This is a genomic window from Pseudoxanthomonas suwonensis, assembly GCF_010093235.1.
Taxonomy (GTDB): domain Bacteria; phylum Pseudomonadota; class Gammaproteobacteria; order Xanthomonadales; family Xanthomonadaceae; genus Pseudoxanthomonas; species Pseudoxanthomonas suwonensis.
The window spans coordinates 52036-66124 of the sequence record NZ_PDWP01000022.1 but is presented as its reverse complement, the minus strand read 5'-3'; the positions used below and the strand labels follow the sequence as shown (position 1 = coordinate 66124).

Genomic DNA, 14089 nt, shown 5'->3' with positions numbered 1-14089 from the left:
AATACGGCATTCGTGCTGCTCAGTAGTCTCGTGGGCTCTGAGCTCGGTATAAGCGACAGGCTCGGGCCGCTGGGCACGCTCGCGCTGGCCGCCGGCATCGTCGCCGGCGTGGCGATCCTGGGGCGGATGGCCTGGCGCTACCTGGCCGGGCCGCGGTATCCGGCGGGGCATCCGGCGGTGATTTCCCTGCTCAACGCCCGCGACGCGGCCATCGATGCCGCGCCGGCAGCCGACCGCGCCAGCCTGGACGACTACATGGCCGAACTGGAGTCCCTGCTGGTCGCGCGCCTGCCGGAGGACATCAACGAGGCGTCGCTGCACATCGCCGAGGCCACCTGCGCCCGGGACATCCTCGCCGGGCGCGCCGCCAGCGATCCGGACGCGGCCGCGCGGCTGCTGGGCGCACTGCAACGCTCCGGCTTCGCCGTGCCGGCCCACCTGGAGTTCCTGCAGACCGGCCCGCGCGCATCGATGTCGCTGGCGATCTCCTGAGCCGCCGCCGACACCCGGCCTGCGTCCCGGGAATCGGTCCACGTCCCGGGACGCCCGTCCTCACATTGCTGAAGCCATCGCCTGCAGGTGGCGCCCATTGACTTGCATCAAGGACAGGCCCGGCGGGCAAGCCTAACGTCTCCCGCATGGCCAGCCTGTCCTCCCTGTTCGATCCCGAGCTGCTCCAGCGCTACGACGTGCCGGGGCCGCGCTACACCTCCTACCCGACCGCGCCGCAGTTCACCCCCGGCTTCGGCGAAGCGGACCTGCGCGCGGTGGCGGCCGCCAGCAACGGCGACCCGATCCCGCGCCCGATCTCGCTGTACCTGCACGTGCCGTTCTGCACCAGCCCGTGCTTCTACTGCGGTTGCAACCGGATCATCACCCGCGACAAGTCGCGCGGCGCGGCCTACCTGACCCGGCTGTACCGCGAGATCGGCATGGCCTCGGAGCTGTTCGACCGCGACCGCGACGTGGAGCAGGTGCACTTCGGCGGAGGCACGCCGAACTTCCTCGATCCGCAGCAGATCGCCGAGGTGATGGACGTGCTGCGCCGGCATTTCCACTTCGCGTCCGGCGAACGCATGGACTGCTCGATCGAGCTGGATCCGCGCTTCATCACCCCGGCCGAGGTGGGCGAGCTGGCCGCGGCCGGCTTCAACCGCGCCAGCCTCGGCGTGCAGGACTTCGATCCGGTGGTGCAGCAGGCGGTCAACCGCGTCCAGGGCGTGGAGCAGACCCTCGGTATCATCGACGCCTGCCGCGCGCATGGCTTCCGCTCGGTCAACGTGGACCTGATCTACGGCCTGCCGAAGCAGACGCTGGAGGGCTTCGAGCGCACCCTCGACATCACCCTGCAGGTACGGCCGGACCGCCTGGCGATCTACGGCTATGCCCACCTGCCGAACCTGTTCCGCCCGCAACAGCGCATCCATGCCGCGGACCTGCCCTCGCCGGAGCAGAAGCTGGACCTGCTGCGGCTGGCGATCGAGAAGCTCGGCCAGGCCGGCTACGAGTACATCGGCATGGACCACTTCGCCCTGCCGACCGACGAGCTGGCGCGCGCGCAGCGCGAAGGCGGCCTGCACCGCAACTTCATGGGCTACACCACCCATGCCGAGAGCGACCTGGTCGGCCTGGGCGTGAGCGCGATCAGCCACGTCGGCGCCAGCTTCAGCCAGAACCCGCGCGATATCGGCGGCTGGGAGCAGGCGATCGACGAGGGCCGCCTGCCGGTGTGGCGTGGCATGCGCATGGACGAGGACGACGTGATCCGCGCCGACGTGATCCAGCAGCTGATGTGCCATGGCCGCCTGGACTACGACGCCCTCGGCCGCCGTCACGTCATCGATTTCCGCCGCTACTTCGCCGATGCGCTGGCCCGCCTGGAGCCGTTGCAGGCAGACGGCCTGGTCGAGCTGGGCGAAGCCGGCCTGCAGGCCACGTCGCGCGGACGCCTGTTGCTGCGTATCATCGCCATGTGCTTCGACCGCTACCTCCAGCCCGCCAACGATTCCGCCGCGCCCCGGTATTCGCGTACCGTCTGACGGCGGTGGAGCGCTGCGCATGAACAGCCCCGGCGTCGTCTTCCCGCGCACCGGCCCGGCGGTCATGGCCGACGACGGCGATGCGCTGACCTTCTGCTCCACCTGCGCCTTCTCCCAGGCCTGCATGTCCGAGGGCATGGACAAGGCCGCGCTCATGGACCTGCACGTGCTGGTCGAGCATGTCGGCCCGCTGCACCCCGGCGAACACGTGTTCCGCGAGGGCGATGCGTTCGGCGCGATCGCCGCCGTGCGCGCCGGCACGGTGAAGACCTACCAGGTCGACCGCAACGGCCACGAGCAGGTACTGGGCTTCCACCTGCCCGGCGAGGTGATCGGCCTCAACGCGATCCACGACGACCGCTATCCCTGCAACGCGGTGGCGCTGGACACGGTGATGCTGTGCCGGTTCTCGTTCCCCAAGATCGCACTGCTGGCCCAGCGCCTGCCCAACCTGCAGCAGCACCTGTTCCGGCTGATGAGCCGCGACATCGGCGTGGCCTCGCTGTTCGCCCGCGACAACACCGCCGACGAACGCATGGCCGCGTTCCTGATCGGCCTGTCGCGGCGCCTGGCCGCGCGCGGCTTCTCGCCGCGCCGCTTCCAGCTCACCATGTCGCGCACCGACATCGCCAACTACCTGCGCCTGGCGCCGGAGACGGTCAGCCGCGTGCTGCGCCGGTTCGAGACCGACGGCCTGCTGCACATCAAGCTGCGCGACGTGGAAGTGCTGGACATGGAGCGCCTGGAAGCGCTGGCCCTGGCGGTCCTGCGCGACTGAAGTCCCGCTAGGCCGGCATGTCCCGGGCGACATCCCCCGCATCGGCCGTGTTCCCGGGATCGGCCGCGCCCGCGCACGGCAGCCCGCGTTCCTCGCGCAGGATCTCCAGCACGCGGCCGATGACCACCGGATCGCGGTAGAGCGTGTGCCCCTGGTCCACCACCAGGGTCGAGCGCGCGCCCGGCAGCAGGGCGCTTTCCAGCGGCCGCAGGCCGTCGCCGCCCTGCCCGTGGAGGTAGCCGGCGATGGTGTGGTAGCGGATGCCCGGCGCCGGCAGCAGCGATTCGCCGGTCCGCCGCACCGGTTGCGGCGCGCGCAGGGTCCAGATGCTGTCGAGCCGGGCGAAGCGGTAGCTGTCGCGCACCTCGTCGCGCACGTCCTCCGGGTGGGCCAGCGTCACCTCCCTGAGTGCCTGGATCTCCGGTGCGCGGCGGGCCACCAGCGCCCGGGCCAGTCGCCCGGCGAACCCCGATGCGGCCGGGCTGCCCTTGTGCGGAGCGGCGAGCATGACCACCGCGCAGACACCCGGATACGGATCGAACAGGAAGATGTCCTGGATCGCCGCCACGTCCTCCGCCGCCCCGTGGAGCTGCCCGGGGGCGACGGTGAACGCCGCATCCCACAGCACCCGTCCGCTGTCGACCGCGAGCAGGCGCGCGACCACTCCGCCCAGGCTGTGGCCGACCAGCACCATCTTCCCGCGCGCCGGGTCGTCGCCTTCGGGGTCGAGCAGTTCCCACATCCGGTCCAGGTACGTGCGGACGCGTTGCGTGGACACCAGCAGCGGGGCGTTGGTCTGGAATACGACGTGGATGACCTGGTAGCTGTCGCGCAGCACCGGATCGGCCCAGATGGCACCTGACAGTTCGGCCCAGATGATCGGGTGGCTGCCCAGCCCGTGCACCATTACCACCGGCGTCTTGCGCGGATCGTAGTCCGTGAGCAGGTAGGCGCCCGCGCGCCGGCCGATGCCATCGCCTCCGAGCAGCCCGTAGACGCCCAGCCGCGGAAGGCGCGAGGCCATCGCGCCCTTCCAGTAGGCCGAGAACGCATCGAAGGAGAGCCGCATCCCGCGCCCGCCCACGGTGGTCGACGGCGTCGCCACCGGGTCGACGATGCGTACGACGGGGACGTCGTCGCCATGCTCGATCCAGGCGGTGGCCCAGCGGTAGATCCCTTCCGGCGTGTACAGCGCACAATCGGGCGCATCGGTGCAGCGGTCGGCGCGCAGCACCAGTGGCAGGCCGAACCCGGGTTGGCGGAAGTCCCAGCCCGGCGGCACCGGGACATCCTGCGCCGGGGTGATCGTATAGGCACCACGGGCCATCGGGCTGGCACCTTCGATCCGTAACTCCAGCTCGCGTCCGGCGATGCGCCGCCGCCCGGGTTGCCATCCGCCGGGATGGCGGCGGAACAGGTCCAGCAGCGCCTGCGTCGAACAATGGTCCGCCAGTGCGATTCCCGCATCCGGCGGGGCCGCCTCCCCGTCCAGCGCGGCATGGACCGCGGACGCGCAGTCCAGCCACAGGCGCGTGCGGATCGACGGGTCCGGCTCGCGCGCGGCGCGGCGGGCGAGCGCGGCGGCCTCCTGCTGCGTGCGTGGACCAGCCGCTGCGGCGGCAGCGGAAGGTTCGCGGGGCGTGGCCACGCAGCCGGCCAGCACTGCGGCCACCAGCAGCGTCCCGCGACGGATCGCCGGTGCCGTCGCGCCCCGGCCGCGGATGCGGCCTGGGTGCCCCGGCACCTGTTCGATCGCTGGAGAGGGCTTCCTGTGCACCGGCATGGCACCCGGGAAGGCGGCGGGATGGGAACTGGAATTTACCGGGCCATGGCCCCTGCCGCGTCAACGCGATGGGCCGTCCTGTGCGGTGCATGCATGCGGCGCCCGGGCACCTGCACCGCCGACCGGCAGGGCGCCGCCGGGGTTGCGGTGCGGAAGCCTTCTGCTCCCGCCACGGCATGCCGGCCACCTGGGACCGGACGCGCATCGCGCCCGTACTGCCTATCCCGTCACGCGACAACTGCGCCGGCTCACCGCTCCAGCACCGCCAGTGTCCGCGGCTTGACCTGCGTCAGGGCCGCCGCCGGCCCCGCTGCCGAAGATGCGGCCGTTCCTTCCCCGGAGAGGCCGCATCATGGATCCAACACGCAAGCTCTGGGCAGGCCTGGCGGTCCTGCTCTTCGCCTCGTTCGCCGCCCTGTTGTGGGTCGGCAGCGAGATCCATCGCCAGGCGCCACCCATGCCCGAACAGGTGGTCACCACCGACGGCACCGTGGTCTACACCCGCGCCGACATCGAGACCGGACGCCAGGTCTGGCAGTCGATCGGCGGCCAGCAGCTGGGCTCGATCTGGGGCCACGGCGGCTACGTGGCGCCGGACTGGGGCGCGGACTGGCTGCACCGCGAGGCCGAGGCCATCCTCGATGCCTGGGCCGCGCGCGAGCATGGCGTCGATTCGTACAAGCAGCTGGACGAACCGACCCAGGCCGCGTACGCGAAGCGCGTGCAGGCCCTGCTGCGGCCCAACACCTGGGACGCGGACAGCGGCACCATCACCCTCGACGCCGAGCGCGCCGCGGCGATGGCCAAGGTCTCCGCGCACTACGAGAGCCTGTTCTCCAACGACCCGGCGACGGCGGAGCTGCGCGAGGCCTATGCCATGCGCAACGACGCGGTGCCGGACGCCGGGCATCGCCGCCAGCTGGCGGCGTTCTACTGGTGGGCGGCCTGGGCCTCGGTGACCGAGCGTCCGGGCTCGGAGATCAGCTACACCGCCAACTGGCCGCATGACGAACTGGTCGGCAACACCCCGCCGTCCAACCTGCTGATCTGGACGGTGTTCAGCGTGCTGTTCCTGATCGCCGGCGTCGGCCTGCTGGGCTGGCACTACGCCACCGGCCACGGCGAGGAAATGCAGCCGGTGCTGCCCAAGTCCGATCCGCTGGCGCTGATCAAGGTCACGCCCTCGATGCGCGCCACCGCCAAGTACTTCTGGGTGGTGATCGCGCTGTTCCTGGTGCAGATCCTGCTGGGCGCGACCACCGCGCACTACCAGGTCGAGGGCCAGGAGGCCTACGGCTTCGCCCTGTCCGAGATCCTCCCCTACGCGCTGACCCGCACCTGGCATACCCAGCTGGCCGTGCTGTGGATCGCCACCGCGTGGCTGGGCATGGGCCTGTACATCGCCCCGGCCATCTCCGGGCACGAGCCGAAGTTCCAGCGCCTGGGCGTCAACGTGCTGTGGACCTGCCTGCTGGTGATCGTGGTCGGTTCCTTCGCCGGACAGTGGATGGCGGTGATGCAGAAGCTGGGCCTGGCCCACAACTTCTGGTTCGGCCACCAGGGCTGGGAATACGTCGACCTTGGCCGGTTCTGGCAGTGGTTCCTGTTCGTCGGCCTGCTGCTGTGGCTGGTACTGGTCGGCCGCGCCCTGTGGCCGGCGATGCGCAAGGGCGCCGAATCGCGCTCGATCGTGGGCCTGCTGTTCCTGTCGGTGGTCGCGATAGGCGTGTTCTATTCGGCCGGCCTGATGTGGGGCGAGCACAGCCACCTGTCGATGGTCGAGTACTGGCGCTGGTGGGTGGTGCACCTGTGGGTGGAAGGCTTCTTCGAGGTGTTCGCGGTGGCGGTGATCGCCTTCCTGTTCACCCGCCTGGGCCTGCTGCAGGTGCGTTCGGCCACCGTCGCGGTGCTGTTCGCCACCATCATCTTCATGGCCGGCGGCGTGCTCGGCACCCTGCACCACCTGTACTTCACCGGCACCCCGACCGCCGTCATCGGCCTGGGCGCCAGCTTCTCGGCGCTGGAAGTGGTGCCGCTGGCCTACGTGGGCTTCGAGGCCTGGCACAACTACAGGCTGGGCAAGGCCACGCCGTGGATGGCACGCTACAAGTGGCCGATCATGTTCTTCCTGGCGGTCTCGTTCTGGAACCTGGTGGGCGCCGGCCTGTTCGGCTTCCTGATCAACCCGCCGCTGCCGCTGTACTACATGCAGGGCCTGAACCTGACCGCCAACCACGGCCACACCGCGATGTTCGGCGTGTACGGCATGCTCGGCATCGGCCTGATGCTGTTCTGCCTGCGCGGGCTCAAGCCCGACCTGCAATGGAGCGAGCGCCTGCTGAAGACCTGCTTCTGGTCGCTCAACATCGGCCTGGCCGGCATGTCGCTGTTCACCCTGCTTCCGCTGGGCATCCTGCAGCTGGATGCGGCGATCGAGCACGGCTACTGGTTCGCGCGCTCGGCGGAGTTCATGCAGCAGCCGATCATCGACCTGCTGGTGTGGATGCGCGTGCCGGCCGACACGCTGTTCAGCGTCGGTGCGCTGGCCCTGGCCTGGTTCGTGTTCCGGCTGTGGGTGGCGCCCAAGCGCGGCGCGCCGGTCTCGTCGGCCACCACCGTGGCCGCGGCGGCGATCGTGCCGCGCCGCTGATCCGCCAGGAAGCTGGACACAGGACGGGCCGCATTCGCGGCCCGTCTTTTTTTGCGTCAGGCCCGGGGTTGTGGCGGTTGCCGTGGCCTGTGCTTCTCGCCGCCCGTTGCAGTTCGGCGGGCATCGCAGCAACGGTCGGCCGTAGAGACCCATATGTCCGGGTGGGTCATGGTCCACGACCGCCGTCGCAAGGAGCGCGGGCACCGGCTGGCCAGGCCACGGCGAGCGGGTCGGGCTTTGCTGTCCTTTGGTTGCTTTTGACCAGCCATCCGGCTGCTGAAAAGCGCTCTTGCACAAGCAGGGAACAGGTGGCCCGCCAAAGCCGCGAGACGGCAGGCCAAAGCCCTTGCTCCTGGAGCTTCGCCTTTCCGGGGCGAGGCGCAACCGGCATCGCGAGCCTTCCCTTCCCGCCTGCCCCAACCCCTCGCGGTGGGGGAAGGAAGCATGGAACGGGTCAGCGCAGCAGCAGGGGAATCGGCTCGCGTGCGGCGTGCTCGCTGCGCACCGAGCGGCAGTAAGGGCCGTTCATCACGAAGCGCCGGCAGGTATCCGGGCGGTCGTCATAGATGCCGCAGTTGCGGTGCTCCGCATCCAGCGCCACGCACCAGCCATCGGCACCATGCGCCATCACCCGCGCCCCGCCCGGCAACAGCTCGGTCAGGTGTTCGGGAACATGGTCGCCCTCGTCCAGCACCACCGTCAGCCGGCAGCACACCGCATCGCAGTGGCTGCACTCGGCCGCGCAGCGCGCGTGCCGGGCGCCGTGGCGGCTCACGCGTGGCCGCCGCGGGTGTAATGCAGCAGGCGGCCGCGGAAAGGCGGCGCCTCGTCGGGATGCAGCGCGCAGCGCCGTTCCTCCAGTTCGAAGCCGCGCCCGCCCATCTGGCGGTTGAGGTGGGCACTGTTGCCGCGGCCCGGATCGGCCACCAGCACCTCCGCCTCCGGCTGCGCGTGGCGGTCGACCACGCCGCCAAGCAACGCCGCGTGGCCGCTCTCGTACAGCACGTCGCTGGCGATGATCAGGTCGAAACGACCCAGTTCCGGCAGCGGCTCGTCCCAGTTGAGGTGGCGGTAGTGCAGCGCCGGCAGTTCGTTGAGCGCGGCGTTGTAGGCCAGGAACACCTCGGCCAGCGGATGCATGTCCGAGGCCACCACGTCGGCGCCGCGACGCTGCAGGACCAGGCTGGCCAGGCCGATGCCGCAGCCCAGTTCGAGGATGCGCTTGCCACGGATGTCGAAGTCCTGCATCGCCCGCGCCAGCAGCTCGCCGGCGGGCCACAGCTGCCCGAACAGCGCCCACTGCGCCGAGGAGATGCCCAGGCGTTCGCCATGCCCGTCCGGATCCCAGAACTGCTGGCGGTCGGCCAGCACGCGCAGGCGGTAGTCGTGGCCGCCGATGGCGACGTGTTCTTGGCGGGTTTCGTAACCTGGCATGTGCGGCTCCCCGGGCTGGCCGCGCACGGGCGGGCCTCTCAGTGTGGAAGGGAGCGAATCGGGGCCGTATGGCCGCGCGGGACGCGCGTGGGAGCACGGGGCTCGGCGGCCATGGTACCACCCGGCCCCATGAACCCCGCCCAAGCGCCGGGTGGGGCGCCGCGGCGCGCGGCACCCGGGAAGGCCGCGACGCCAGGCTCAGCCGCCGCCGCAGGAACAACCGCAACCGCAGCCGCCGCCGGACCTGGCCTGCGCGGGGGCAGTCGGGATCCCGGCCGCGGCGAGGATGCGGTCCACCTCCTCCGGATCAAGCACGGTGAGGACCTGGACGCTGCCGTGGTCCGGGTCCAGGGCCACCTGCGCGCCGGGATCGTGCGGGCGCAGGGCCGCGCTGATGGCGGCCAGGCGCGACAGGCCGGCTCCGGTATCGGCAGGGTCGGATGGATGGCTCATGCGTTCCTCGTGGCGTGGTCGATGCGGCGGCACGTTAGGCAGCGCACGCGCGTCCCGCCTTGACCCTGGTCAAACCCGCCGCAACGCTCCGGGCTGACCTGGGTCAAGGCGCCCCCCACGGGTGGCGGACAGACTGCGGCCATGCACATCGAGACCGTTCCCCTGCCCCGTCCCGGTCGCGTCCGGCCCTCGCCGGCCTGGCTCGCGCATGCCCCGCACCGGCTGATGTTCTTCATCGGCGCGGCCAACGTGCTGCTGGCGATGCTGTGGTGGGCGTTGTGGCTGGTATCGGCGCGCTGGGGCGCATGGAGCATGCCGGAGCTGCCGGTTCCCGCCGGCTGGCTGCACGCCTTCCTGATGCAGTACCTGGTCCTGCCCAGCTTCGTGTTCGGCTTCCTGCTGACCGTGTTCCCGCGCTGGATGGGCCTGCCGGAGCTGCAGCGCCGGCATTACCTGCCGGTGGGCGCCGGACTGATGGGTGGCCAGCTGGCCATCCTGCTCGGTGCCGCCGGCCTGGAAGCGGGCCTGACCATTGGCCTGTGGATGGCGCTTGCCGGATGGAGCACGGCCCTGTTCCTGCTCGGCCGGCTGCTGGCCGACGAGCGCGGACGCACCATGCATGCATGGTCCTGCTTCGCCGCGCTGGTGCTGGGCTGGCTGGGCCTGGCGATGTTCCTGGCCTTCGTGCTGGGCGCATCCGCGCAGTGGGCCTTCGCCAGCATCAAGCTCGGCGGATTCGGCCTGCTGCTGCCGCTGTACGTGACCGTAGCCCATCGCATGTTCCCGTTCTTCGCCGGCAATGCCGTGCCCGGCTACCGCGCGTGGCGGCCGCTGTGGTGGCTGCTGGCGGTGTGGGTGCTGGCGCTGGTCCATCTCGGCCTGGAACTGGTGCATGGCTACGCCTGGCTGTGGATCGCCGACGCACCGCTGCTGGCGCTCACCACCCTGGCCGTGTGGCGCTGGTGGCCGCGCACGCGCATGCCCGGCCTGCTGGCGGTGCTGTTCATCGGCACCACCTGGCTGCCGGTCACCTTCGCCCTGTACCTGGCGCAGAGCGCGGTATATGGCGTCACCGGGGAATTCATCCTGGGACGCGCGCCGATGCACGCGCTGTTCATCGGTTTCTTCGGCAGCCTGCTGGTGGCGATGGTCACCCGCGTGACCCAGGGCCATTCCGGGCGTCCGCTGCGGATGTACGGCATCGCCTGGTTCGCGTTCGCGGCGATCCAGGTCGTGGCCACCCTGCGCATCCTCGCCGACGTGCTGCCCGATCCGGGGCTGTGGCAGGCACTGGCCGCGATCGGCTGGCTGCTGGCGCTGTCGCCCTGGGTGGCGCGCATCGGCCATGTCTACCTCACCCCGCGCCGCGACGGTCGTCCCGGCTGAGCCACTCCCATGATCGAGTTCTATCCGCAGATCAAGCTCGTCCACATCAGCGCCGTGATGCTCAGCGGCAGCTTCTTCGCCCTGCGCGGACTGTCGCTGCTGGCAGGCCTGCAATGGCCGCGGCACGCGCTGCCGCGCTACCTCAGCTACACGATCGATACCGTGCTGCTGACCGCGGCGCTGATGCTGCTGACCATCCTGCCGCGCGAGCTGTACGCCAACGGCTGGCTGCTGGTGAAGCTTGGCTTCGTCGCCAGCTACGTGGTGCTGGGCATCCTGGCCTTCCGTCCGCGCCGCGGGCCCGGCGTCCGCGCGGGGCTGCTGGCCGGCGCGGCGCTGTGCTTCCTTCAGGCCTACTGCATCGCCCGCGCCCACCATCCGCTGGGGGCGCTCTACCTGCTTGGCGGCTGAGCGGAGGAACCATGGAACACGAGTGCCCCGAACTTCCCGATCCGTGCCTGGCGGCCAGCCTGCTGCTGCAGGAATCCTGCGACGCAGCAGGCGTGGCGCTGTTCCTGGAAACCGTGCCGCCGGCGGATCCGTCCGCCGGCTAGCCACGCCGCCTCAGTAGCTGTACTGCAGCTGCAGCCAGAGCTTGCCGGTGTCGGCGCTGTAAGCCGCGTCGTCGCTGCGGTAGCGGGCCAGCTTGAGCAGGCCGGACAGGCCCTGCACGCCCGGTACCGCGTGCGCGTAGGAAACATCCAGCTCCTGGCCATAGCTGCCGCCGCCGCGCTCGGCGGCGAAGTCGTGGTACCAGGCCTGCAGGCTGCCGCCGGCCAGCGGCACCGTGGCGCCCACGTAACGGTCGTCCACGCCCTGCGCCGGCGTGGTCAGGAACACGTCGGCCCAGCCCTGGAAGGCATGCCGGGTCGCCAGCGGGGTCTGGAAGGCGCGGTTGCCCTCGCCTTCGCCGCCGCCCAGCGACTCGTATCCGGCCTTCAGCACGGTGCCGCCCGCGAGGCCATAGCCCAGCTCCGCCAGTACGTAGCGACTGTCGAGCCCCCACGGGTTGCCCGCCAGGTCCCGCTGGCCTGCGTATTCGGCCGCATAGCTCCACGGACCCCGGGTTCCCTCCAGGCGCAGGCCGCTGGTACGGCTGTCCAGGGTGCCCAGCGGCGCTGCCGCAGTGACCGCCATGTCCTCCAGTTCCACCCGGTAGTGGTAGGCGACCAGGCGCAGCGATGGCGCAAGCTGCAACGCGGCGCGCAGCACGTGGCTGTCGCCGCCGCTGTCGGAACGGTTGGCGCGGGTGGAGGCGCTGCTGTCGGCCGGCCCGAAGATGGTGCTGACGCCGCCGATCCAGGCGTAATCCAGCGCCAGGCGCGGCGTGGCGGCCAGCTGCAGGCGCACGCCGTCGTAGGTCTGCTCGTTCTGCCGCCAGGCGCTGCCGCCGACGAAGCGCTGGTTGTCCAGGTTGATCCGCTGCCGCCCCAGGGTCGCGACGGTGCGCGTGCCGGCGTGGCGCAGCAGGGCCTGGTTGATCTCCGCGCCGGCCGGATCGGCGACCACGGGATAGGCCCGGCGGCCATTGCGGGTGTCGTTGTAGCGACCATCGTCCTGGCCCAGCACCGCGTCGGCCTCGGCCAGCGCCGACCAGCCGTGCCACGGCGCGCTGCGCGCGCCCACGCGCAGGCGCAAGGTGTCGGCGACCGCATCCTCGCCGAAGCCGGACTGGTCCACGCGTTCGTGGCGGTAGCGCAGGTCGAGCCAGGTTCCGGGGCCTTCGTCCTGCGCGGCCAACGCCGGCAGGGGAAGCATGACCAGGGCAAGCAGGGGGACGATGTGGCGCGGACGGTATTGGACAGGCATCGGGGGAGCCGGTGTGTGGGGTTGCGCGCACGCTGGGCCCGTCGGCGCCGGGGAGCCATGACCAGGGTCAAGACGCCGCGGCGGCGGGGTGATACGCGCACGCGGCTGATGTACGTCAATGCATCGCGGCGGCCGCGCTGCGAACGTGCAGCGGCCCGCACCCGCCCACCGATCGCCATGTCCCCTCTGCTCGACCTCCGCCACCTGCCGCCGCCCGAACCGCTGCAGCACATCCTCGAAGCGCTGGATGCCCTGCCCGCACGCGCCGTCCTGGTGGCGCTGACGCCGTTCCGTCCGGTACCGCTGCTGCCCATGCTGGAAGCGCAGGGCTCGGCATGGCGGCTTGCGGATCTGCCCGAAGGGGGCTGCCGCATCGCGATCTGGCGGCGGCCGCGCACCGGGTCTGCCTCCACCTCTGCGCCCGCTCCGGGCGCGGCAACGGCACGGGCGTGAGCGGCCTGGCCTTCGCGGCCGCGCCGCCGGCGGCGCGGCCGCTGCGCTTCCTGCTGTGCGCGCCTGCATGGGGCATCGTTGCCGGCACGATGATGGCCGCCGACCCGCACCTCCTGGACGGCGGACGCTGGTCGCCGCCGGTGGTGGCCCTGGTACATGTGTTCACCCTGGGCGTGCTTGGCAACGCCATGCTCGGCAGCCTGCTGCAGTTCCTGCCGGTGGCCGCGGGCACGCCGGTGCGCGCCGTGCGCCTGCTGCCGCTGGCGCATGCGGCGCTGAACCTGGGCCTGGCCCTGTTCGTACTGGCGCTTTGCCACTGGCCCGCGCTGCTGCCCGCGGCGGCGACCCTGCTCGCGGCATCGCTGTTGCCCGTGCTCGCCCCGCCCCTGCCGGCGCTGCTGCGCCGGGGAACGCAGCGGCTGCTGCGGGCGGGCATCGGCGCGGCGCTGCTGGCACTGGCGGCGACGGCGCTGCTGGGCGTGGTGGCGACCGCACTGTTGCGCGGCTACCTCATGCTGCCCCTGGACCAGGTGGTGGACGCCCACGCCATGCTTGGCGGCGGCGGCTGGCTGCTTGGCCTGCTGGCGGCAGTGGGAGGCGTGACCGTGCCGATGTTCCAGGGCACGGCGCAGGTGGGGCCACGCGCGCAGCGTGCCTGGACCGTCGCAGCGGTGGCCCTGCCGCTGGCCGCGGCAGTGGCGCGGTTGCTGGGCGCACCGGCCGCCGTGGTCACGCTGGCCCTCGCCCTGCAGGCCGGCGTCCTCGCCGCCGCAGTGCTGTGGCTGCAATGGCAGGCGCCGCACCGGCGCAATCCGGTCCTGGTGCGCTTCTGGTGCGCCGGCTGCATCGCGCTGTGCCTGGCGGCCGTGGCGGCCTGCGCGGGTGCGGCCGGCGCTCCAGGCCTGGAAGCACCGGCGTGGGCCATGCTTGCCGGAGCGCTGGGCCTGGGGGTCGGCACACCGCTGCTGGTCACCGGCATGCTGCTGGAGATCGTCGCGTTCATCGCCTGGGTGGACCTGCGCGGCCGCTGCCCGCGCGGCATGCGCATTCCCGCGGTGGGCCGCCTGCAGCCGGAGGAAGACAAGCGCCGCGCCCTGGCCCTGCATCTTGTCGCGGCGGTGCTGCTGCCGGCTGCGCTTCTCGGACCGCTGGCGACGCTTGCCGCCGGCCTGGCCCTGGCCGCGGCCCATGCGGCGACTGCGCTCTGCCTGCTGCGTTGCCTGCGACGCGCGCGCCACTTCCGGATGCATCCGGAAGCCTACCGCTGAAGGCGCGGATGTCCGGCGGCGGCGATCATGCCGCCG

The 14089-nt window shown here is 71.5% G+C and carries 14 protein-coding genes; 9 read left to right on the top strand and 5 right to left on the bottom strand.

Annotated features, from left to right (window positions below):
- The 3 genes from CSC68_RS11795 to CSC68_RS11785 form a co-directional block, all read left to right on the top strand.
- Nucleotides 1-492 (top strand): hypothetical protein (locus CSC68_RS11795; protein ID WP_343039891.1); only part of this gene is annotated, 492 nt, incomplete at its 5' end.
- Between the two features lie 146 nt (nt 493-638).
- Nucleotides 639-2039 carry an oxygen-independent coproporphyrinogen III oxidase gene (gene hemN / locus CSC68_RS11790; RefSeq protein WP_162203749.1) on the top strand — a complete coding sequence of 467 codons (1401 nt, stop codon included), beginning with the start codon at nt 639-641 and terminating at the stop codon, nt 2037-2039.
- A gap of 19 nt (nt 2040-2058) precedes the next feature.
- Entirely contained in the window at nt 2059-2817 is a 759-nt protein-coding gene (locus tag CSC68_RS11785; RefSeq protein ID WP_162203748.1) for a helix-turn-helix domain-containing protein, read from the top strand.
- 7 nt (nt 2818-2824) lie between these two features.
- Here the strand turns inward: CSC68_RS11785 and CSC68_RS11780 are convergent, their stop codons facing one another.
- Nucleotides 2825-4489, bottom strand: a complete 1665-nt coding sequence (locus tag CSC68_RS11780; RefSeq protein WP_162203747.1) for an esterase/lipase family protein — start codon at nt 4487-4489, stop codon at nt 2825-2827.
- Nucleotides 4490-4952: 463 nt separating this feature from the next.
- Between CSC68_RS11780 and CSC68_RS11775 the strand changes: the two genes are divergently transcribed.
- A complete protein-coding gene (locus CSC68_RS11775; protein ID WP_162203746.1) occupies nt 4953-7250 on the top strand; it encodes a nitric-oxide reductase large subunit in 2298 nt (765 codons plus the stop codon).
- A gap of 454 nt (nt 7251-7704) precedes the next feature.
- Here CSC68_RS11775 and CSC68_RS11770 read toward each other — a convergent pair whose 3' ends face one another.
- The 3 genes from CSC68_RS11770 to CSC68_RS11760 form a co-directional block, all read right to left on the bottom strand.
- Nucleotides 7705-8025, bottom strand: coding sequence for a YkgJ family cysteine cluster protein (locus tag CSC68_RS11770; protein ID WP_162203745.1), 321 nt, complete (start codon nt 8023-8025; stop codon nt 7705-7707).
- On the bottom strand, nt 8022-8684 hold the full coding sequence (locus CSC68_RS11765) for a class I SAM-dependent methyltransferase (protein ID WP_162203744.1): 663 nt from the start codon (nt 8682-8684) through the stop codon (nt 8022-8024). The genes CSC68_RS11770 and CSC68_RS11765 overlap by 4 nt, the downstream gene beginning before the upstream one ends.
- A 198-nt stretch (nt 8685-8882) precedes the next feature.
- Nucleotides 8883-9137, bottom strand: coding sequence for a hypothetical protein (locus tag CSC68_RS11760; RefSeq protein ID WP_162203743.1), 255 nt, complete (start codon nt 9135-9137; stop codon nt 8883-8885).
- Between the two features lie 141 nt (nt 9138-9278).
- Between CSC68_RS11760 and CSC68_RS11755 the strand changes: the two genes are divergently transcribed.
- Genes CSC68_RS11755 through CSC68_RS16055 form a run of 3 tightly spaced genes read left to right on the top strand, consistent with a single transcriptional unit; the run spans nt 9279 to nt 11077 of the window.
- Nucleotides 9279-10523 carry an NnrS family protein gene (locus CSC68_RS11755; protein ID WP_162203742.1) on the top strand — a complete coding sequence of 415 codons (1245 nt, stop codon included), beginning with the start codon at nt 9279-9281 and terminating at the stop codon, nt 10521-10523.
- Nucleotides 10524-10532: 9 nt separating this feature from the next.
- Nucleotides 10533-10934, top strand: coding sequence for a SirB2 family protein (locus CSC68_RS11750; RefSeq protein ID WP_162203741.1), 402 nt, complete (start codon nt 10533-10535; stop codon nt 10932-10934).
- Nucleotides 10935-10945: 11 nt separating this feature from the next.
- Nucleotides 10946-11077 carry a hypothetical protein gene (locus CSC68_RS16055; protein ID WP_281353869.1) on the top strand — a complete coding sequence of 44 codons (132 nt, stop codon included), beginning with the start codon at nt 10946-10948 and terminating at the stop codon, nt 11075-11077.
- 10 nt (nt 11078-11087) lie between these two features.
- On the opposite strand, the gene CSC68_RS11745 is transcribed toward CSC68_RS16055, so the two are convergent.
- Nucleotides 11088-12332, bottom strand: a complete 1245-nt coding sequence (locus tag CSC68_RS11745) for an alginate export family protein (protein WP_170296352.1) — start codon at nt 12330-12332, stop codon at nt 11088-11090.
- Between the two features lie 57 nt (nt 12333-12389).
- Here CSC68_RS11745 and CSC68_RS11740 point away from each other — a divergent pair, with 57 nt between their 5' ends.
- Together CSC68_RS11740 and CSC68_RS11735 are read left to right on the top strand one after the other, a co-directional pair.
- A complete protein-coding gene (locus CSC68_RS11740; RefSeq protein WP_162203740.1) occupies nt 12390-12785 on the top strand; it encodes a DUF2249 domain-containing protein in 396 nt (131 codons plus the stop codon).
- A complete protein-coding gene (locus CSC68_RS11735) occupies nt 12782-14053 on the top strand; it encodes a hypothetical protein (protein WP_162203739.1) in 1272 nt (423 codons plus the stop codon). Before CSC68_RS11740 ends, CSC68_RS11735 begins: the two co-directional genes overlap by 4 nt.
- Nucleotides 14054-14089 lie beyond the last annotated feature (36 nt).

Coding starts and splice junctions, on each gene's coding strand:
- CSC68_RS16055 (WP_281353869.1), top strand. CDS start 10,946: ATGGAACACGAGTGCCCCGAACTTCCCGATCCGTGCCTGGCGGCCAGC.
- CSC68_RS11740 (WP_162203740.1), top strand. CDS start 12,390: ATGACCAGGGTCAAGACGCCGCGGCGGCGGGGTGATACGCGCACGCGG.
- CSC68_RS11755 (WP_162203742.1), top strand. CDS start 9,279: ATGCACATCGAGACCGTTCCCCTGCCCCGTCCCGGTCGCGTCCGGCCC.
- CSC68_RS11750 (WP_162203741.1), top strand. CDS start 10,533: ATGATCGAGTTCTATCCGCAGATCAAGCTCGTCCACATCAGCGCCGTG.
- hemN (WP_162203749.1), top strand. CDS start 639: ATGGCCAGCCTGTCCTCCCTGTTCGATCCCGAGCTGCTCCAGCGCTAC.
- CSC68_RS11745 (WP_170296352.1), bottom strand. CDS start 12,332: ATGCCTGTCCAATACCGTCCGCGCCACATCGTCCCCCTGCTTGCCCTG.
- CSC68_RS11765 (WP_162203744.1), bottom strand. CDS start 8,684: ATGCCAGGTTACGAAACCCGCCAAGAACACGTCGCCATCGGCGGCCAC.
- CSC68_RS11785 (WP_162203748.1), top strand. CDS start 2,059: ATGAACAGCCCCGGCGTCGTCTTCCCGCGCACCGGCCCGGCGGTCATG.
- CSC68_RS11760 (WP_162203743.1), bottom strand. CDS start 9,137: ATGAGCCATCCATCCGACCCTGCCGATACCGGAGCCGGCCTGTCGCGC.
- CSC68_RS11775 (WP_162203746.1), top strand. CDS start 4,953: ATGGATCCAACACGCAAGCTCTGGGCAGGCCTGGCGGTCCTGCTCTTC.